Source organism: Niveispirillum sp. (genome assembly GCF_017996735.1).
GTDB lineage: Bacteria > Pseudomonadota > Alphaproteobacteria > Azospirillales > Azospirillaceae > Niveispirillum.
This window is the reverse complement of record NZ_JAGOGJ010000035.1, coordinates 18,858-36,946: the sequence shown is the minus strand read 5'-3', so window position 1 is coordinate 36,946 and position 18,089 is coordinate 18,858. Positions and strand designations below refer to the sequence as shown.

General features: G+C 64.4%; 19 protein-coding genes. 3 read left to right on the top strand and 16 right to left on the bottom strand.

Going from position 1 to position 18,089, the window contains the following annotated elements; all coding sequences use genetic code 11:
• Nucleotides 1-31: 31 nt before the first annotated feature.
• The 9 genes from KBA48_RS13385 to coxB all read right to left on the bottom strand — a co-directional run bounded on the left by KBA48_RS13385 (nt 32) and on the right by coxB (nt 7,983).
• Nucleotides 32-1,516, bottom strand: a complete 1,485-nt coding sequence (locus tag KBA48_RS13385) for a carboxypeptidase M32 (RefSeq protein WP_292907100.1) — start codon at nt 1,514-1,516, stop codon at nt 32-34.
• Nucleotides 1,513-2,253, bottom strand: coding sequence for an SURF1 family protein (locus KBA48_RS13380; RefSeq protein WP_292907098.1), 741 nt, complete (start codon nt 2,251-2,253; stop codon nt 1,513-1,515). The genes KBA48_RS13385 and KBA48_RS13380 overlap by 4 nt, the downstream gene beginning before the upstream one ends.
• A 5-nt stretch (nt 2,254-2,258) precedes the next feature.
• The gene (locus KBA48_RS13375) at nt 2,259-2,642 is read right to left on the bottom strand and encodes a DUF983 domain-containing protein (protein WP_292907096.1); all 384 of its coding nucleotides are present in this window, start codon (nt 2,640-2,642) and stop codon (nt 2,259-2,261) included.
• A gap of 20 nt (nt 2,643-2,662) precedes the next feature.
• Nucleotides 2,663-3,532, bottom strand: coding sequence for a cytochrome c oxidase subunit 3 (locus KBA48_RS13370; RefSeq protein WP_292907094.1), 870 nt, complete (start codon nt 3,530-3,532; stop codon nt 2,663-2,665).
• 58 nt (nt 3,533-3,590) lie between these two features.
• A complete protein-coding gene (locus KBA48_RS13365) occupies nt 3,591-4,283 on the bottom strand; it encodes a cytochrome c oxidase assembly protein (protein ID WP_292907092.1) in 693 nt (230 codons plus the stop codon).
• Nucleotides 4,280-4,447: a hypothetical protein gene (locus tag KBA48_RS13360; protein WP_292907090.1), complete on the bottom strand. Its 168-nt coding sequence runs from the start codon at nt 4,445-4,447 to the stop codon at nt 4,280-4,282. The genes KBA48_RS13365 and KBA48_RS13360 overlap by 4 nt, the downstream gene beginning before the upstream one ends.
• A gap of 17 nt (nt 4,448-4,464) precedes the next feature.
• Entirely contained in the window at nt 4,465-5,340 is an 876-nt protein-coding gene (cyoE, locus tag KBA48_RS13355) for a heme o synthase (RefSeq protein WP_292907138.1), read from the bottom strand.
• Between the two features lie 150 nt (nt 5,341-5,490).
• Nucleotides 5,491-7,104 carry a cytochrome c oxidase subunit I gene (ctaD, locus tag KBA48_RS13350; RefSeq protein WP_292907088.1) on the bottom strand — a complete coding sequence of 538 codons (1,614 nt, stop codon included), beginning with the start codon at nt 7,102-7,104 and terminating at the stop codon, nt 5,491-5,493.
• A 24-nt stretch (nt 7,105-7,128) separates the two neighbouring features.
• Nucleotides 7,129-7,983, bottom strand: a complete 855-nt coding sequence (coxB, locus tag KBA48_RS13345; protein ID WP_292907087.1) for a cytochrome c oxidase subunit II — start codon at nt 7,981-7,983, stop codon at nt 7,129-7,131.
• A gap of 421 nt (nt 7,984-8,404) precedes the next feature.
• On the opposite strand from coxB, the gene tldD reads away from it, so the two are divergent.
• Nucleotides 8,405-9,841, top strand: coding sequence for a metalloprotease TldD (gene tldD, locus KBA48_RS13340; RefSeq protein ID WP_292907085.1), 1,437 nt, complete (start codon nt 8,405-8,407; stop codon nt 9,839-9,841).
• Between the two features lie 449 nt (nt 9,842-10,290).
• Here tldD and KBA48_RS13335 read toward each other — a convergent pair whose 3' ends face one another.
• From KBA48_RS13335 to KBA48_RS13310, 6 genes are all read right to left on the bottom strand, one after another.
• Nucleotides 10,291-10,773: a F0F1 ATP synthase subunit B gene (locus tag KBA48_RS13335; RefSeq protein ID WP_292907083.1), complete on the bottom strand. Its 483-nt coding sequence runs from the start codon at nt 10,771-10,773 to the stop codon at nt 10,291-10,293.
• A complete protein-coding gene (locus KBA48_RS13330; protein ID WP_292907081.1) occupies nt 10,773-11,381 on the bottom strand; it encodes an ATPase in 609 nt (202 codons plus the stop codon). The genes KBA48_RS13335 and KBA48_RS13330 overlap by 1 nt, the downstream gene beginning before the upstream one ends.
• Nucleotides 11,382-11,585: 204 nt before the next feature.
• On the bottom strand, nt 11,586-11,810 hold the full coding sequence (locus tag KBA48_RS13325) for a F0F1 ATP synthase subunit C (protein WP_102111671.1): 225 nt from the start codon (nt 11,808-11,810) through the stop codon (nt 11,586-11,588).
• Between the two features lie 63 nt (nt 11,811-11,873).
• Entirely contained in the window at nt 11,874-12,617 is a 744-nt protein-coding gene (locus KBA48_RS13320) for a F0F1 ATP synthase subunit A (RefSeq protein ID WP_292907077.1), read from the bottom strand.
• A gap of 6 nt (nt 12,618-12,623) precedes the next feature.
• Nucleotides 12,624-12,980, bottom strand: a complete 357-nt coding sequence (locus KBA48_RS13315; RefSeq protein ID WP_292907075.1) for an AtpZ/AtpI family protein — start codon at nt 12,978-12,980, stop codon at nt 12,624-12,626.
• A gap of 236 nt (nt 12,981-13,216) precedes the next feature.
• Complete coding sequence (locus KBA48_RS13310) at nt 13,217-13,843, bottom strand: SCO family protein (RefSeq protein ID WP_292907073.1); 627 nt, start codon at nt 13,841-13,843, stop codon at nt 13,217-13,219.
• A gap of 77 nt (nt 13,844-13,920) precedes the next feature.
• On the opposite strand from KBA48_RS13310, the gene KBA48_RS13305 reads away from it, so the two are divergent.
• Both KBA48_RS13305 and KBA48_RS13300 read left to right on the top strand, forming a co-directional pair.
• Nucleotides 13,921-14,463, top strand: a complete 543-nt coding sequence (locus tag KBA48_RS13305; protein WP_292907071.1) for an EndoU domain-containing protein — start codon at nt 13,921-13,923, stop codon at nt 14,461-14,463.
• Nucleotides 14,460-14,732: a hypothetical protein gene (locus KBA48_RS13300; RefSeq protein ID WP_292907069.1), complete on the top strand. Its 273-nt coding sequence runs from the start codon at nt 14,460-14,462 to the stop codon at nt 14,730-14,732. Before KBA48_RS13305 ends, KBA48_RS13300 begins: the two co-directional genes overlap by 4 nt.
• 99 nt (nt 14,733-14,831) lie before the next feature.
• Here KBA48_RS13300 and KBA48_RS13295 read toward each other — a convergent pair whose 3' ends face one another.
• The gene (locus KBA48_RS13295) at nt 14,832-18,002 is read right to left on the bottom strand and encodes a DUF3971 domain-containing protein (protein ID WP_292907067.1); all 3,171 of its coding nucleotides are present in this window, start codon (nt 18,000-18,002) and stop codon (nt 14,832-14,834) included.
• Between the last annotated feature and the right edge of the window lie 87 nt (nt 18,003-18,089).

Sequence of the window (18,089 nt, the reverse complement as noted above, 5' to 3'; positions counted from 1 at the left end):
CGGCGCTGTTTCCGGTCAACCGAAAACAGCTCTACAGATACCGCGCCCGCAGGTGCGCCTTGAAGATGCCGGCATCCAGCGGCTTGCCCGTGGCGCGGATCAGGATGTCGCGGGCCGAGAGGTAGCGTCCCCAGCGATGCACATTCTCGCCCAGCCAGACCACCAGCGCGCGGAAATCCCCCCGCCCGATCTGATCGGGCAGATCGGGAATGGCCGCCAGGGCCGCCTGAAACAACTGGGCCGCCATCATGGCACCCAGCGTATAGGTGGGGAAATAGCCCCAGGCCCCGCTGGGCCAATGGATATCCTGCAGGCATCCCTGCGCCAGATCGGGCGGCGTGATGCCCAGCAGGTCGCGCATGCCCTGGTTCCAGGCGTCGGGCAGATCAACCAGTTCCATCCGCCCCTCGATCAGCGCCTGTTCCAGACGCCAGCGCAGGATGACATGGGCGGGATAGGTCACCTCATCCGCATCGACGCGGATGAAGGTACGGTCCACGCGGCGGAAACGGCGGCGCAGATTCTCTGCCGACCAGGCATCCCCTTCACGGTCAAACGCCTCAGCCAGTTGCGGCGCCAGCCATTCCAGGAAGCGCGGATGCCGGCCCACCTGCATGTCGAAGGTCAGGCTCTGGCTTTCATGCACGCCCAGCCCGCGCGCCTGCCCCACGGGCTGTGACACCCAGGCGGCGGGCCGGCCCATCTCATAGAGCGCGTGCCCCGCCTCATGCAGGCCGGATTTCAGTGATTTGAAAAAATTGTCCGGGTCCAGGCGGGTGGTGATGCGCACATCCCCCGTGGCCCCGCCACAGAAGGCGTGCAGCGACTGATCAACCCGACCCTGGAAACCCAGGATGCCGGCCAGCTTCTGCACCAGGGCGCGCTGTGCCGCCACCGGGAACGGACCCTCGAACGGCTCCGCCCTTGGCTCGCCGGCCTGCGCGGCCTCCACCTCCGCCAGGAAGCCCGGCAGGAAGGCGGCATATTCGTCGAAGACCGGGCCGTAATCGGCCACGCGGCTGCCCGGCTCATACAATTCATGCAGCGCGTCATAGAGGCCGCAATCCAGCACGGCGGCATTGGCGGCCGCGATCTCCCGCTGATGGTTCAACACCTTCTGCAGGTGCGGCAGCAGCAGGGCAAAATCATTCTCTGCCTTGGCCGTGCGCCAGATCACCTCGCACCGGGCCGCGTCGCGGGCATTGGCCTCGACCAGATCGGCGGGCACGGCGGTGGCCAGCCGATATTCGCGCCGCATCTCGGCCAGATTGGCGCGCTGCCAATCGTCAAGGGCGCGCGCGTCCGACTCGGCCCGGTCCAGCCAGTCGGCCACCGCCGGTTCCAACAGGGCCGCATGGATGGCGCCTTCCAAAGCCGCCACCTGATCGGCACGGGCCGGAGACGCGGCCGCCGGCATCATGGTGCGGCTATCCCAGTTCAGGATCCCCAACGCCCCCTGTAAACCCGCCCGGCGGGCAAAGTGCTTCTCCAGGGCGGCATAGGCGGTCTGTGTCATGGTTCTTCCCGGCGGCGGAAACTGGCGGCGATGAACACGCCGACCAGGGTCAGGGCCAGCCCGTACCAGGTCAGCGCATAGGAAAGATGGTCATTCTTCAAGGCAACGATGGTACGCCCGCCGATGGGCAGCCCGCCAGGGTTGGCGCCGGCATCGGCCTGCAGGACCAGCGGCGCCAGCCTTTCGGTCCCGGCGATGCCGGCCAGGGCCTGCATATCCAGCCAGAAGAAGGTGCGTTTGGCGGGGTCATTGTCGGGCTGCATGAAGGCCCGGTCCTGCGGCACACGGGCAATGGCGCCGATGGTGACGCTGCCCGCCACCTGGCCCTCGACCCGCGTCGCGGGATCACGCTTGTCCAATGGAACCCAGCCGCGATCGATCAGAACGATACCCGCCCCGTCGTCGCGGAGCAGCGGTGTCAGCACATGCACGCCTTGCTCCTGCCGCCCGTCGGGGCGCGGATAAAGGCGGGGGCCGATATAGGATTCGCGGTCATGCAGGAACCGCCCCGTCACCCGCACCCGGACATAGTCCCAATCGGCGGGCTTATCGATGGTGGCGGGCAGGTCCACGGGTTCGGCGGCCAGACCCGCCTCCACACGGCGGATCAGATCGGTCTTCCAGCCCAGCCGCTCCACCTGCCAGGTGCCAAGACCCAGCAGGATGACAAGCGCCAGCAGCGTGGCGATTGAGGGCAGCAGGCGCGGCCGGAACGAACGGCGGGCGGCGGCAGGCATCGGGTTCAGCCTTCCCCGCCCTCTTCCTTGTCGCCGCCGAACTGATCACGGCGGTACCGGTACTGGGCGGCAATGGTCAGCGCCTTGGCCGGGCGCATCAGGCCCAGCGTGGCGCCGATGATGATCGGCCCCCACATCAGCAACAGCACCCATAGCGGCCAATCGACCTTCAAGGCGAAGATCAGGGCGGCAGGCACCAGTGTGAAGCCCAGGATAAAGATCAGAAAAACAGCCGGGCCGTCCCCGCTGTCGGCGGCGGCCAGTTCAAGGCCACATACCGGACAGCGGTCGACGACCCGCATGAAGCCCCTGAACAGGGCGCCCTCGCCGCAGCGTGGGCAGCGGCACCGCAAACCCACGCTGAGCAGGGAGGATGGCGTCTCCGTCACGGGAAGAACCCCGTCCCGGATCAATGGGCGACCCAGGCCCCGCCAGCACCCCACCAGTAGATGGAGATGAACAGGAACAGCCAGACCACGTCCACGAAGTGCCAGTACCAGGCGGCAGCTTCGAAGCCGAAATGGCTTTCGGCGGTGAAGTGGCCCTTCTTGGTGCGGAAATAGCAAACGGCCAGGAAGATGGTGCCGATCAGCACGTGGAAACCGTGGAAGCCGGTCGCCATGAAGAAGGCCGACGAGTACACGTTGGCGCCGAAGCCGAAAGCGGCATGGCTGTACTCATAGGCCTGGAAGCAAGAGAAGATGATGCCCAGCAGGACGGTGATGCCCAGCGCGCGGGCGGCTTCCTTCATCTTGCCTTCCACCATCGCATGGTGCGCCCAGGTCACGGTGGTGCCGGACAGCAGCAGGATGACGGTCATCAGGAACGGCAGGTCGAACGGGTTGAAGGGAACGGTGCCCTTCGGCGGCCACACGCCGCCATTCGCCTCGACGCGGGCATACTGGATGGCCTCGTTATGGAAGATCGAGGCATCGAAGAAGGCCCAGAAGAAGGCCGAGAAGAACATCACTTCCGACGCGATGAACAGCGACATGCCGTAGCGCAGGCCGATCTTCACGACGGGGGAATGGGCCTTTTCGACCACCGATTCCTTCACGATGTCGCGCCACCAGCCGAACATGCAGCCCAGCACGGCGGTCAGGCCGGCGGCCAGCAGGTACCAGCCATGGCCATGGAACTGCATCACAAGACCCGTGGCCAGCAGACCGGCGGAGAACGAGCTCAGCAGCGGCCAGGGGCTGGGATTGACCAGGTGGTAGGGCTGCGGAATGCCATCCCCGGTATTGCCGCCACCGATATGGGCGTTGACGTCAGCCATCTCTCTTTTCCCTCAAACCAAGGAACTTTGGATCATACGTGACTTTCGGGACCAGACCTTACGACCTGTTCCCCGGGGCAGCACCGGGTGTCGGTTTATCCACCGAACCTTGAGCATTCCCTTGGTAATCCTTCCCCTCCGCGCCGTCCAGTGGTCCGGCTGCCGCACCCTTCCCCGGGGTGGGCAGCGCGGCACTCTGACCGGCCGCGCGGAAGAAGGTATAGGACAGCGTGATGGTCTTCACGTCGGCCATTTCCGGGTCGTCGGCCATGGCCGGATCGACATAGAAATTGACCGGCATGTCGATCGACTGTCCGGGTTCCAGCTTCTGCTCCGTAAAGCAGAAGCATTGAAGCTTGTTGAAATACTGCCCCGCCTTTTCCGGCGTGACATTATAGGTCGCAGTGCCGATGACGGCGTGATTTTCCAGGTTCTTTGCGCGATAGGCGATGGTCATCGCCTCACCCACATGCACATTCACGGCATGGGTTTCGGGCTTGAATTCCCAATTGATCGAATTGTTCACGTCGGCATTGAACCGCACCGTGACCACCCGCTCCAGCGCCTTGTCGGGCGCCTTCTCGGCCACCATCGTGGCGCCGCCGAAACCGGTCGCCCGGCAGAACATGTCGTACAACGGTACCGACGCGAAGGACAGACCGACCATACCGGCCACGACCACGCCCAGCTTCACCGCCATGCGCGCATTACGAGGACCAAGATCCTGGGAATTGCCCGGCTTGCCGCTCATGGGAAGGTCCCCCCGCTCATCCGGATCATCGCCACCACATAGATAATGGCCACGAAGGCGAACAAAGCCGCCAGCACGGCGAGGTTCTTGCCCCGCTGGCGCCGATGGACATGGGAATCGCCACCATGCTTGCGCGTCGGTGGGGGTGTTTGTTGCTCGGTCATTGGTCTGTCTCTCCCGCTCAGGCCGCCAGATGTTCGCCGATCAGGATCGCGAACAGCAGGAACAGATAGAGGATGGAGAAGGCGAACATGCGCTTCGCCGGCTTATGATCGTCACTGCGCATCACCTGAACGGCCAGCACCACGAAGGCCAGACCCAAGATGATGGAACCGACCAGATAGGTCAGGCCGCCAATGCCCAGGAAATAGGGGCTGACCGCCAGCGGCAGCAGGATCAGCGTGTAGATCAGCATCTGCTTCTTCGTTTCCGCCTCGCCGGCGACAACGGGCAGCATCGGCACGCCCGCATGCTGGTAATCCAGCTTGCGGAAGATGGCCAGCGCCCAGAAATGCGGCGGCGTCCAGAAGAAGATCAGTGCGAACAGAACGATGGACGCAATCGAGACCTCACCCGTCACCGCGGCCCAGCCGATCATCGGGGGGAAAGCCCCGGCGGCGCCACCGATGACAATATTCTGCGGAGTCCGACGCTTCAGCCACATCGTGTAGATGAAGATGTAGAAACCCGAGGCCAGCGCCAGCAGACCGGCGGCCACCCAGTTCAACGCCAGACCCATCAGGGCCACCGATGCGATGGTCAGGATGACGCCGAAGGCCAGCGCCTCGTCAGCGGGGACCAGACCCTGCGGGATCGGCCGCTTGGCGGTCCGGTCCATCATCGCGTCGATGTCGCGGTCGTACCACATGTTGATGGCACCGGCGGCACCCGACGCCAGCGCGATGCACAGCACGGCCACGAGGGTCAGCACCGGATGCAGATGGCCGGGCGCCACCATCATGCCGGCAAACCCGGAAAACACGACCAGCGACATGACGCGCGGCTTCAGCAGCGCAACATAGTCGCGCACCGTGCCGCTCGACACCTGACTGTCCATGATCTCGGGGGCGATCACGCTGTCGGTCATGATGATGGTCTCTTCAAACTCTAAAAAAGAACTGATGCGGTACCTGGCAAAACCGCGCGACGGTCACCCGCCGCGCGGTTTTTCCGAAGGATCAAGGCCGGTTGAGGACCCTGGCCCTGCTTACTTGATCTTCGGCAGGGTTTCGAACTGGTGGAACGGCGGCGGGGAGGACAGGGTCCATTCCAGCGTCGTGCCACCGGTCTGCCAATAGTCACCCTCGACCTTGCGGCCGAACAACTGGGTGTAGATGGCCATCACGCAGAAGAAGATGGTCGAACCGAAGGCGATATAGGCGCCGTAGGAAGAGACCATGTTCCAGAAATGCAGCGCGTCCGGATAGTCGGGCATGCGGCGGGCCATGCCGGCCAGGCCCAGGAAGTGCTGCGGGAAGAAAATCAGGTTCACGCCGACAAAGGTCGTCCAGAAGTGCAGGTGACCCGCCCAGGCCGGATGCTGACGTCCCGACATCTTGCCGACCCAGTAATAGTAACCGGCGAAGATGGCGAACACGGCACCCAGCGACAGCACATAGTGGAAGTGCGCCACCACATAGTAGGTGTCGTGCATGGCGATATCCATGCCGCCATTGGCCAGCACCACACCCGTGACGCCGCCGATGGTGAACAGGAAGATGAAGCCGATCGCCCAGACCATCGGCACCTTGAAGTCGATGGAGCCGCCCCACATGGTGGCGATCCAGGAGAAGATCTTCACGCCCGTGGGAACGGCGATGATCATGGTGGCGGCGGTGAAATAGGCGCGGGTATCGACCGACAGGCCAACCGTGAACATGTGGTGAGCCCACACGATGAAGCCGACAACGCCGATGGCGACCATGGCATAGGCCATGCCCAGATAGCCGAACACCGGCTTCTTGGAGAAGGTCGAGATGATGTGGGAGATGATGCCGAAGGCCGGCAGGATCATGATGTACACTTCGGGGTGACCGAAGAACCAGAACAGGTGCTGGAACAGGATCGGGTCACCGCCGCCGGCCGGATTGAAGAAATCCGTGCCGAAGTTACGGTCGGTCAGCAGCATGGTGATGGCGCCGCCCAGGACGGGCACAGCCAGCAGCAGCAGGAACGCGGTCACCAGCATGGCCCAGACGAACAGCGGCATCTTGTGCAGCGTCATGCCCGGAGCGCGCATGTTGAAGATGGTGGTGATGAAGTTCACCGCGCCGAGGATCGACGACGCACCGGCCAGGTGCAGCGCGAAGATCGCCATGTCGACCGACGGCCCGCTATGGCCGTACTCCGAGGAGGAGAGCGGCGGATAGACGGTCCAGCCCGTGCCGGCGCCGGGGCCGACAAAGGCGGAACCCAGCAGCAGCAGGAAGGCCGGAACCACCAGCCAGAAGCTGATATTGTTCAGGCGCGGGAAGGCCATGTCGGGCGCGCCGACCATCAGCGGCACGAACCAGTTGCCGAATCCGCCGATCAGGGCGGGCATGACCACGAAGAACACCATGATCAGACCATGGGCCGTGATGAACACGTTCCACTGCTGACCGCTGTCCGCCCCGAAGGCCATCATGTACTGGATTCCCGGATCCTGCAGCTCGAGGCGCATGATCACGGAGAACAGGCCGCCGATGAGGCCCGCCAGCACCGAGAAATACAGATAAAGCGTGCCAATGTCCTTGTGGTTCGTCGAGAACAACCAACGCTTCACAAAACCAGGCTTGTGATCGTGGTGATCGTGGGCGTGCGCCCCGGTGACAGCACCCATGGTATTACCCTCTCTTCCGAACCGTTACTGCGCGGTCGCTTCAGCGACCTGACGCGGCGCGGAGCCATTGCTGTTGAAGGCCTGCTTCTGCTGGCCCAGCCATTCCTGGAAACGCTCCTTCGACACGGCTTCGACGGCGATGGGCATATAGCCATGGCCGGTGCCGCAGATTTCGGAGCATTGTCCGTAATAGACACCCTCGCGGGTGACATTGAACCAGGTCTCGTTCAGACGGCCCGGCATCGCATCCTTCTTCACGCCCAGGGCGGGAATGGCGAAGGAGTGAATGACGTCGGCGCCGGTGACCAGGACACGCACGTCAACGCCGACCGGCACGATGATGCGCTGGTCAACTTCCAGCAGGCGCAGCTGGCCCGGCTGGATTTCATTTTCCGGGATCATCCGCGACTCGAAGGCCAGGCCTTCATGGTCGGGATATTCGAAGCTCCAGTACCACTGGTGGCCCGTGATCTTGACCGTCAGCTCCGGATTCGGCGCCTTGTCCATGAAATAGAGGACGCGGAAGGACGGAATGGCGATCAGCAGAAGGATGATCACGGGAATGCCCGTCCAGGCCACTTCCAGCCAGGTGTGGTGCGTCGTGGTCGACGGCACCGGATTGGCCCGCTTGTTGAAGCGGATCATCACATAGAGCAGCAGCAGGGTGACGAACACGGCGATGGAGATGATCGTCCACAGCAGGATGTTGTGGAAATCATGCAGCTGCTCCATCACGGGCGAAGCAGCGGGCTGCAACCCCAACTGCTTGGGCTGCGGCGCGCCAATGGCCTTGGCCGCCTCCTGCGCCAAGGCCGAGCCCCCGGCCATCGCGCTGACAAACAGGGCCGTCACAGCGGCGCCGATCTTGCTTACAGACATCCCTTACCACTCTCGTCGTTGCCGGGGGTTATCCCCCCGCTTGAGCCAGCCGGACCGCCCGCCCATCCCCCTCACCACCCGCCAATGGCGGTGGGCGGGAAAGTCGCGGCGTGAGGCAGACCCGGAACGGATCAAACCGTTTCGGCGGGACACTACACGCGCGTGGGGCTCACGAACAACACATGCGCCACCAGGACGGGGCGCACATATCGTCGCAGACCATACAGGCAAGCACCGTCAAACGGCAAGATCGTCCGGTATCCGCGCCCTGCAAGGCCGGTGGTCATTGCGTCGCAGGGTGGGCACGGATTGATCTGGCGCATGGCGGGGCCTTGTCGCCGCCGCTGGCCCTTGCCCCCGGCGCGCCGCATCGCCATTGTGACGGTGAGATGTCTTCCGCTTGCCATGAAAGCCTTGCGCCATGTCGCTTTTGACCCAGACCGACGAGATCTTCTTCAACCAGGCAGGCCTCGACCTCGGACGCACCGGCACCCTGGTCGGCAATGCCCTTCGCGGCGCCGATGATGGCGAACTCTTCCTTGAATATGCGCAGAGCGAGAGTTTCGCCTGGGATGACGGCAAGCTGAAAAGCGCATCCTTCGACACCAGCCAGGGATTCGGCCTGCGCGCCGTCGCCGGCGAGGCCACGGGCTATGCCCATGCCTCTGTCCTGACGGAGGATGCCATCCGCCGGGCCGGCGAGACGGTGCGCGCCGTTCATGCGGGCCATAGCGGCATGATGACCGGCGCCCCCATCGGCACCAACCGCCTGCTTTATGCCAGCGACAACCCGCTGGTACTGGTGCCATTCGAGGCGAAGGTGAAGCTGCTGGAGCAGATCGACGCCTATGCCCGGGCCAAGGACAGCCGCGTCCGTCAGGTCTCGGCGTCACTGTCGGGCGAATGGCAGGCCGTGCAGGTGGTGCGGGCCGATGGCAGCCGGGTGGCCGATATCCGTCCGCTGGTCCGCCTGAACGTCTCCGTCGTGGTGGCGGAGGGCGACCGTATGGAGTCGGGCAATTACGGCGCCGGCGGCCGGCGCACCTACCAGCAGTTCCTGGAACCCGAGGTGTGGCAGGGCTTCGTGGATGAGGCGCTGCGCGGTGCCCTGATCAATCTGGGCTCCACGGAGGCCCCGGCCGGCGAAATGCCGGTGGTGCTGGGGCCGGGCTGGTGCGGCATCCTTCTGCACGAGGCCATCGGCCACGGGCTGGAAGGCGATTTCAACCGCAAGCAGACCTCCGCCTTCTCCGGCCTTCTGGGCCAGCGCGTCGCGGCGCCGGGCGTGACGGTTGTCGATGACGGCTCCATCGAGGGGCGGCGCGGCTCCATCACCGTGGATGACGAAGGCACGCCCAGCCAATGCACCGTGCTGATCGAGGATGGCATCCTGAAGGGCTACATGCAGGACCGGCTGAACGCCCGTCTGATGGGCGTGGCCCCCACCGGCAATGGCCGCCGCCAGTCCTATGCCCATATGCCCATGCCCCGCATGACCAACACCGTGATGCGCGGCGGCGACAAGGACCCGGCGGAGATCATCGCGTCGGTGAAGCGCGGCATCTTCGCCGCCAATTTCTCCGGCGGTCAGGTCGATATCGTGTCGGGCAAGTTCGTCTTCTCGGCCAGCGAGGCCTATCTGATCGAGGATGGCAAGTTGGGCCCGGCCGTGAAGGGCGCCACCCTGATCGGCAACGGCCCCGATTCGCTGACCAAGGTCACCATGATCGGCAATGACAGTTGCATGGACCCGGGCATCGGCGTCTGCGGAAAGGCCGGCCAGGGCGTACCCGTCGGCGTCGGCCAGCCCACCCTGCGCATCGACGGGCTGACGGTGGGGGGGACGAAGGCGGCGTGAGCGCTGACAAGTTGTTGCCTTCCGACGCGATGGCAAATCGCGCCGGAAGGCATAGTCTTGAGCGATCCTGAGGAGGCGTCCTTGTGAATAGCTCAGCCCACCAACTCCCGCTTCAAGAGCGAACAGTGACACGGGTGCATGAGGGCAAGCTGGGTTAAGGAGCCCCTTCTGGACGCAATCGCGGACCTTCAGGCACTGGCAGCGCGGTTCGGTGATCCTTCACGCAGCCTGGCCGATGAGTTGATTGCAGAACGTCGGGCCGCTCGTGGGGAATGACCTCGTCTTGGACAGTCGGCGCGCTGCTGTTCTGACGGCCGATGGGGCCTGATGCCAACTCGACGGCGACCTCGGGTTCAGCATCACAAATATTCGCCAGCCGACCTGACCCAGCAGAAACAAAAAAGCCCGCCAAATGGCGGGCTTTTTCGTAATTCGAACCGGCCAGATGCTCAGTGCAGCTTGGACGGCAGCTCGCTGATGGCGGCGTCGACCAGCACGCTATTGCGGGCTTCATCGACATTCTGGACCAGCAGCTTTTCGGTAGCCTGGACGGCGATTTCGACGGCCAGATCGCGAACCTGCTGGATGGCCAGCGCTTCGGCCTGGGCGATCTTGTCGACGGCCTGCTGCTCACGGCGCTTCAGGCTGGCCTCCAGATCGGCAGCGGCATGGGCACGCAGCCGGGCGGCTTCTTCACGGGCCTGCGTCAGGATGGCCTCGGCCTCCTTCAGCGCGTCACGCTGCTTGCGCTGGAACTGTGCCAGAGCGGCCTGCGCGTCTTCGCGCAGCCTCTGGGCCTGTTCCAGCTCGTCGGCGATGCGCTTGCTGCGACCATCGAGACCCGCAAGGATGCCCTTGCCGGCAAGGCGGGCAACCACGACCACGAAGATGACGAACGCGACGGCATACCAGAAAGTGCTATCGAGATGCATCACGCACGCTCCTTCAGAACGCTCTCCACCGCGGCGGCGGCGGCTTCCGACGACGGCGCGGCACCCGACAGACGGGCCGTGGCGGCCAGGGCAGCCTCCGCGGCGACGCTGCTGAGGTTGGACAGCGCTTCCTGCTTGGCGACCTGGATGCGGACTTCCGCATCACGAGCCTTGGCGGCCAGCTTGGCACCCTGCTCCGTGTTGGAACGGGCGGCCTCGGCATCGGCGGTGGCGACAGCGGCGGCCACTTCCTTCTGCGCGTTCGCCCGGGCATCCGACAGGGCCTTTTCATAGGCCTGCATGACGCCTTCGGCTTCCGCCTTCAGGGCAGACGCCTTCTCCAGGTCATTGGAGATCTTTTCCTGGCGGGCTTCCAGCACCTCGGCGACGCGCGGCAGCGCCACCTTGGACATCAGCCAGAACAGCAGGCCGAACGTCACCACCCACCAGAACACCTGGGAGGCGAAGCTATCCGGATTGAGCTGCGGCAGGCCCTTCTTGGCATGCTCGCCCTCAGCAGCGGCCAGGACGGGCGCGGCGAAGACGATGGCCGTGGTCAGCGCCGTCACGGCGCCGGCGCACAGGCGCGAAAAGCGTTGGACAGGCATAGAAGCACCCATTCACTGCTGACCACCCGCAATCCGGGCGATCACGCCAAATTCCCGTCAGCGCCTGAGGGAAAAGCTCGATCAGGCGGGCCATGAGGCCCATAGAGCGACCGCCGCTGTCGGATGATAACCCGGCAGCGGCGGCGATCCCGGCGCTGAAGCCCCGACGCCCAAAGGCGCCGGTTCTAAGAAACTGTCCGCCGATCAGGCGAACAGGATCAGGAAGGCGATAACCAGCGCGAACAGACCCGTCGCTTCGGTCAGCGCGAAGCCGATGAAGACGAAGGTCTTGTAGGAGTTCAGAGCGGCCGGGTTACGCGAAGCAGCCTGATACAGGCCGGAGAACAGGTTACCCAGGCCGATACCGACGCCCAGCAGGGCGAGCATGGCGAGACCAGCACCGATGAACTTTGCGGCTTCAGCTTCCATTTTGAAGTTCCTCTAGGTTGGAAGTGTCTTTTGTAACGAAGACGGGTTGGACAGCGGAGATGCTTAGTGCATCTCCAGCGCGTCACGCAGATACACGCAGCTCAGCAGCGCGAAGATGTAGGCCTGAATGCCGGCGACCAGGAATTCCAGGGCGAACAGCGCGACGTTCAGGAGAACCGGGAGCATGCCAACCGCAGCCATGCCACCACCAGCGGCGACCATCGACACCGTGAAGCCCGCGAAGACCTTCATCATGGTGTGGCCGGCCAGCATGTTGGCGAACAGACGAATGGACAGGCTGATGGGGCGCACGAAGTAGGAGATCAGTTCGATGGGAACGATCAGCGGCGCCAGCCACAGCGGCGTGCCATGCGGCAGGAAGAAGTGGAAGAAGTGCAGACCGTGCTTCACGAAGGCAACGATGGTCACCACCACGAACACGAACAGCGCCATCGCAAAGGTCACGATGATGTGGCTGGTGAAGGTGAAGGACCAGGGGATCAGACCCAGGACGTTGCCGAACAGCACGAAGATGAACAGCGAGAAGATGAAGGGGAAGAACTTGCGGGCCTGCGGGCCGGCATTGTCCCGAACCATCTCCGCCACGAACTCGTACAGGATCTCCGCGATCGACTGCAGACGACCCGGCACCAGGGCGCGGCCGCGCATGCCATAGACCAGCAGGAAGGTCGAGGCCACGACAGCGATCACCATCCACAGCGCGGAATTGGTGAAGGACAGATCAAGGTTGCCAACCGGCAGGCTGACCAGGCGCTTGATCTCGAATTGCTCCAAAGGACCAGCCACGATGCCCTACTCCCCACCGTCCCGCTTTTGGGACTTGTCGAACCCCGCCGCATACCCCTGACCGGAGGTCAGGCGGTACACATTCATAAATCCGGCGATCGCGCCCAGGAAGATCAGGATGATCATTCCCCAGGGTTTGGTATCCAGCCACCAGTCGATGCCATATCCGAGCGCGAGCCCGAAAAGCACACCGGCGACCAGTTCCACCCCAACGCGCAGACCCAGTGCCATGTCTCCGTTCGACACGCCCCCGGCCGGTTGCCCCGGTGGGGCATCTGGCGGGTCCATGCCGGCGACGCGGCGGGCCTCACGCAGGCGGGCATCCAGTTCCTCTAGCGAGGGGGGCGTGCGCTCATCGGACATGAAGCGGGCTCCCTTCCGCCAGAATGTTAGATACCGTGCGAAAGCGGCGGCACCATACGGTTAGGCCCTGATACTGTCAAGGGTAAGGCACCCCTACTTAAGTACCTGAAAATCAATGATTTCCACCCCGCGCATAGGTCCGATGCCGCAGCGCATCATACCTTTTGCGTGGGAAACGGCCCTTTTACCCCCCAAAAAGCCGGTAACGGCCGGCGTCACGTTACACAAAAGCAGGGTCAGCGTCCCCTGGCACGATGCGCGGCGATGGCTTCCACCATCTGTTCAGGTGTCGTGTCCTTGGCGAAAACAGTGACGAATGACCCGTCGGGCGCCATCAGATAGGAGAAGGTGGAATGGTCCATCAGATACTGGGTCGGGTCCGGTTCCCCCTGGGAACGGGCGTAATAGACACGGTATTCCTTGGCCACTGCCGCAATCTGGTCCGCCGTTCCCGTCAGGCCGATGATGGAGGGATGGAACAGCGCGACATATTCCGCCAGCACGGGGGGCGTATCGCGGGCGGGATCGATGGTGATGAACAGCGGCTGCACATCCGCACCGGAGTCGCCCATCTGATCCATCGCCTGCGCGATGGTCTGCAGCTCCGTCGGGCAGATGTCGGGACAGAAGGTGTAGCCGAAGAAGACCAGCCGGTACTTGCCCTGGAAATCCGTATCGGAGACGGTACGCCCGTCGTGCGCCATCAGGGTGAAGGGACCGCCGATGCTGGCCGGCGCCACACCGGTGGCCACCCCGCCCGCCTGGCGCTGATCATGGCGGACGGTCATCCAGGCGATGACGGCCGCCATGATCAGGCCCACCAAAGCCGCCAATGCCATGCGGATCATGCGTTCCCGCTTCATCGTCCCTCTCCTGCCTGCGCAACCGGTGCTATGTTTGCCCCATGGGGGATGCTTCCACAACCTGATAGGGGAACAAGATGGCGATGGGAATGGCCGGGGTCGCGGCATTGGCTTTGACGCTGGCCCTGACCGGGGTGGCGGGGGCGACGGGAAAACCTTCCTGCGAGGATGAAAGCTTCGGCTGGAGCGCCACGGAACCGTCCATCAACCTGCGCCACGTGCTGTGCGGGGAGATCAAGAAGAATGGCGACGTCGTCGGCATGCATTCCCGCGCCATCATCGACACGGCCCCCGTCAAGGAAGTGCAGACACAACCCGCCCAGCCTGACGGCCTGTACAGTACGCGCGTGTTCTTCGAGAACGGCAAGGCCAAGAACTCCACCTTCTATCCCGACAATTGCAGTGTCGAGCAGGTGACGAACTCCATCCTTCATGCCGTGAGGAACAGCCATGGCCCGGCCAAGCCGTGGGGCAAGCTGGGCTGTTCAGCCCCGGCCAAGCCGGATGCCAGATATTGCACGGGTCCGGGCGGCGAACGATTCGTCATCCGTTTCGCTGAATTCGACGACGGGCGCATCAACACCGCCTTTCCGCAGATGGGGGAGACCTGTCCGAAATGAACCATGATCCTGCAGAATGGCTGGCCGACTGGCTGCAAACCGATATGAGCGGCGACCATCAGGGGATTTCCGCCTTCATCACCGGCCTGACCGGCGGCACCAGGCCCGAGCGGCGCGTGGGCAATCTCTATGCCGCCAGCGTCTCCGACGACGGGCTGGTGCTGGAGAACATCATGCAGGACGATTGGCCACCGGTTCTGGTGCCGGCCGCGATGGCATTGACGGCGCTGACCGTAGGACGGGACCCGTCGGAGTCGGTCATCGGATAAGGCGGGATCAGAACCCGATCAATGACCGCGGGAGCCACCCGCCGCCGGCCCCTGCGCGCGGGAAAACTGTCCGGCGGGATGGCCATTTGTGCCGCCGGATCAGGGCTTTGCCTCCTTGGGCATATCCTCCCCCGCCGGCTGTGGCAGGAAGAACAGGTTGCGCAGGAAGCCCGGCGCCAGAACCGCCAGCGGGTTGACACTGACATCCAGGTTGTCCGTCGGTCCCTTCACCTTGTAGGTGGCCGCGAACAGCCCCTGCCCTTCCCCACCGACCAGCAGGTCACCCAACAGGGGAATGACGCCCAGCAGCTTGTTGACGGTGGTGAAGGGCACGATCGTGCCCTGCAGCGCCACATCGTTGCGCTTGATATCGACATTGCCCTCCAGCGTCAGGCCCACCTGTGACCCCGATGTGCGCATGTCGCGCAGGGTGATGCCATCCTTGTGCCACAGCCAGTCACCCGACAGGCGGGAGAAGGCGATGGGCTGGCCCGACATGAAGTTGGCGAATCCACGCGGTGACGCGGCGGAGAGCAGCCGGGCCAGGACCGGCGCATCCTGCACCTGATAATTGGTCAGATCGGCCTTGCCCACCAGGGCCTGTCCGGGGTCATCGGTCATCGACCGTCCGGCCAGGGTCAGCTTGCCCCCCTTGATCTGGCTGATCACGTCCAGTCCGCGCAGCGTGGCGCCGGCATCGTCGGTTTCCGCCACCAGGGTCAGGATACGGGCATCGGCCGGGTCGGGCGCATAACGGACACGCAAGGTGCCCTTCTCCCCTACATCGGCGTCAAGGTCGGTGCGGTACCAGATACGCGTGTCACGTTCCATCCGGCCCTTGGCCTGCCTGATCTCCCGGCCATCATCGCCCATGATGGCGCGGCCCAGATCGAAGGAGATGGACAAGGGGGTCTTGGGCGCCGCCTCCTCCGCCGGGTCGGGGGGGATCACCTTGCCATCTGGACCCTTGTTGCGGCTGCGGAACGGGCGCACGTCGAAACTGTCGCCGCGCACATCGATGGCCAGTCCGCCCTTGCCATCCGTATCCCGGATATCGATGCGCGCATCGCTGTTGCCCAGCTTGAACTGGTCCAGCAACAGGTGGGACAGGCCGTAATCCACCTCGCGCAGTTCCATCGACCCGACGGCGCTCAACTCCTCCGTCGTCACCACGAAGGCGGGGATCAGCACGGGCTTGCCATCCTTGAACCGCGCGGTGACGCGGCCCTGGCCCGGCTTGCCCGGCTCCTTGCGCCATTTCAGCATATCGATGCGCAGGGTCGACGGGGTGATGTCGAGATCGGCCTGGATGGTCTGCTGCCGCCCCTGGGCCGTGCGCTCGCTGGTATAGACCATGTCGACAGCGGCCGGGCCGTTCAGCCAGTCCGGGAAATCCAGGCGGAAGCGGCGGCGCTGTTCATCATCCAGCCGGCCGCGCACCCGCACCTGGGTGCCGATGGGCGCGTCGGCGGGGAAATTCTCCACCCATTCCACCTGCGACGGCACGCCATTGAGCTGTGCCGTGCCCGTCATGTGCAGGTCATGGCCGGTGACCGTCAGGTCCAGCACCCCGTCGGTCGCATCGATATCCGACACGATGTCGGGCACGGCGACGCCGGTCAGGCTGGCCTTGCCGTCCAGTTCCACCATGTCCATGGTCAATGCCGCCACCAGCGGGAAGGCGAAATGCAGTTCCGCCCTGGCCTGCCCCGCCGCCTTCTCCGGCACCAGATTGACCTTGGCGGCATAGCCCAGCGGCGGGTGGTCCAGCACGGTCAGGGCCGAGGAAAGCGCCCCTTCCAGCGCCACCCGGATATCGATGCGATGGTTATTGTCGGTGTCCAGGCCCAGAATGCGAATCCGGCCCGGCCCCGCCTTCATATCCAGCAGCGCCCCTTCCTTCACGTCGATATCGAAGCTTTTGCCGTCGAAGGTCGCGGTGGCGGACACGTTGGTCACGGGCGGCAGGGGCGGCCGGTAATGAACGGTGAAACCGGACAGGGAAAAATCGCCCTGCATCTTGGCGACATGGAAATTGCCGGGATCGTCCACGGGACCCGACCCTTCCAGCCGGAAGGTCGTGCGGTCGAAGGTGCCGTCGGCCAGGTTATGGACCATCCATTCGCGGGTATTGTCCTTCACACCCTTGGGCCAGTACCGGTGCAGGTCCGCCATGGGCAGGCCCGTGATCTCCGTCGTCAGGGCCAGTTCGATGGTCTTTTCCCGCTGGCGGGCCGTGCCGCTGATGGTCAGGTCCGTCGGCCCGGCCATGTCCAGGTTGAAGCGCGTCAGTTCCAGATGGCGCCCGGCATCATCCAGCGTGCCATGCAGTTCCACATGGTCGAATTCCAGCGGTTCGGGCAACTGGTCGGGCAGCGACAGCCGGCCCTTGCCGCCCGTCAGTCCCAGCACGAGGTTCTGGGGCGTCAGGTCGGATTTCAGTTCCAGCATGATGGTGCCGGCCAGCGTCACATCAAGGGCGCGCAGCGGGTGCAAGACGGGGGCGATCTCCGCGAATTCGGCCGGCACGATGTCGGCGATCTCACTGCGGAGGGTGATGCCACCATCCTCGGCCCGCCAGACGATTTCGGCCGAAATCTGGTTGATCTGCCCACCCATGTCGATATCGGCGGCGGCCGTCCCGCGCACGCCGCGCACATCGCGGCGCAGACGCAGGTCAAGGCGCGGCACCTGCCATTTCGTATCGGTGGCCAGATTGGCGACCACCAGCCGGCCGCGGGTGATGCGCAGGTCACGCAGGGCCCCCATGGTGGCCTCCGGGTCCGGCGGACGGCGCATCTGTTCAATCAGGTCGGACAGGATGCGGGCGCCGGCCTCCGGATCGGAACTGTCATCGCCGATATCCAGGCGAAAGCCCCCATCGGCGGTGCGTTCCGCGTAAAGGCTGGGTTCCACCAGATCGATGCGCGTCGGCGCCACACGACCGCGCAGCAGGGCCGGCACGGACAGGCCCAGGCGCATTTCGGGAACGGCGGCCAGCAGCGCACCCGTGGCGCCATGCGCCTCCACCCCCTTCACCCGGATGTCGATGGGCGTGCCAAAGCCGACCCAGGCCAGTTCCGTGCGGTCGACCTCCAGCCGGACCGGTCCGTCGCGCGACAGTTCCTGCACCAGATAGGGGGTGATGAAATCGATGGCGATCGGTCCCTGCTGCGTCAACCGGAACGCCGCGTACCCGCCCGCTGCCAATACCACCAGCAACAGGCCGGTGACCAGTTCAAGCAGGATAAGGGCAGTGCGACGCAACATCGATCTCGGTTCTCCGGCGGACCTGGCCGGGCATTACGGGCAGCTTGACCTGATGCGCGGACGATGGGCAGTCTGGCCCCCCGCCAA

What these genes read in the sequence shown, in the direction of transcription:
- KBA48_RS13385 (WP_292907100.1), bottom strand. Translation starts at nt 1,516, where the DNA reads ATGACACAGACCGCCTATGCCGCCCTGGAGAAGCACTTTGCCCGCCGG.
- KBA48_RS13380 (WP_292907098.1), bottom strand. Translation starts at nt 2,253, where the DNA reads ATGCCTGCCGCCGCCCGCCGTTCGTTCCGGCCGCGCCTGCTGCCCTCA.
- KBA48_RS13370 (WP_292907094.1), bottom strand. Translation starts at nt 3,532, where the DNA reads ATGGCTGACGTCAACGCCCATATCGGTGGCGGCAATACCGGGGATGGC.
- KBA48_RS13365 (WP_292907092.1), bottom strand. Translation starts at nt 4,283, where the DNA reads ATGAGCGGCAAGCCGGGCAATTCCCAGGATCTTGGTCCTCGTAATGCG.
- KBA48_RS13360 (WP_292907090.1), bottom strand. Translation starts at nt 4,447, where the DNA reads ATGACCGAGCAACAAACACCCCCACCGACGCGCAAGCATGGTGGCGAT.
- cyoE (WP_292907138.1), bottom strand. Translation starts at nt 5,340, where the DNA reads ATGGACAGTCAGGTGTCGAGCGGCACGGTGCGCGACTATGTTGCGCTG.
- ctaD (WP_292907088.1), bottom strand. Translation starts at nt 7,104, where the DNA reads ATGGGTGCTGTCACCGGGGCGCACGCCCACGATCACCACGATCACAAG.
- coxB (WP_292907087.1), bottom strand. Translation starts at nt 7,983, where the DNA reads ATGTCTGTAAGCAAGATCGGCGCCGCTGTGACGGCCCTGTTTGTCAGC.
- tldD (WP_292907085.1), top strand. Translation starts at nt 8,405, where the DNA reads ATGTCGCTTTTGACCCAGACCGACGAGATCTTCTTCAACCAGGCAGGC.
- KBA48_RS13335 (WP_292907083.1), bottom strand. Translation starts at nt 10,773, where the DNA reads ATGCATCTCGATAGCACTTTCTGGTATGCCGTCGCGTTCGTCATCTTC.
- KBA48_RS13330 (WP_292907081.1), bottom strand. Translation starts at nt 11,381, where the DNA reads ATGCCTGTCCAACGCTTTTCGCGCCTGTGCGCCGGCGCCGTGACGGCG.
- KBA48_RS13325 (WP_102111671.1), bottom strand. Translation starts at nt 11,810, where the DNA reads ATGGAAGCTGAAGCCGCAAAGTTCATCGGTGCTGGTCTCGCCATGCTC.
- KBA48_RS13315 (WP_292907075.1), bottom strand. Translation starts at nt 12,980, where the DNA reads ATGTCCGATGAGCGCACGCCCCCCTCGCTAGAGGAACTGGATGCCCGC.
- KBA48_RS13310 (WP_292907073.1), bottom strand. Translation starts at nt 13,843, where the DNA reads ATGAAGCGGGAACGCATGATCCGCATGGCATTGGCGGCTTTGGTGGGC.
- KBA48_RS13305 (WP_292907071.1), top strand. Translation starts at nt 13,921, where the DNA reads ATGGCGATGGGAATGGCCGGGGTCGCGGCATTGGCTTTGACGCTGGCC.
- KBA48_RS13300 (WP_292907069.1), top strand. Translation starts at nt 14,460, where the DNA reads ATGAACCATGATCCTGCAGAATGGCTGGCCGACTGGCTGCAAACCGAT.
- KBA48_RS13295 (WP_292907067.1), bottom strand. Translation starts at nt 18,002, where the DNA reads ATGTTGCGTCGCACTGCCCTTATCCTGCTTGAACTGGTCACCGGCCTG.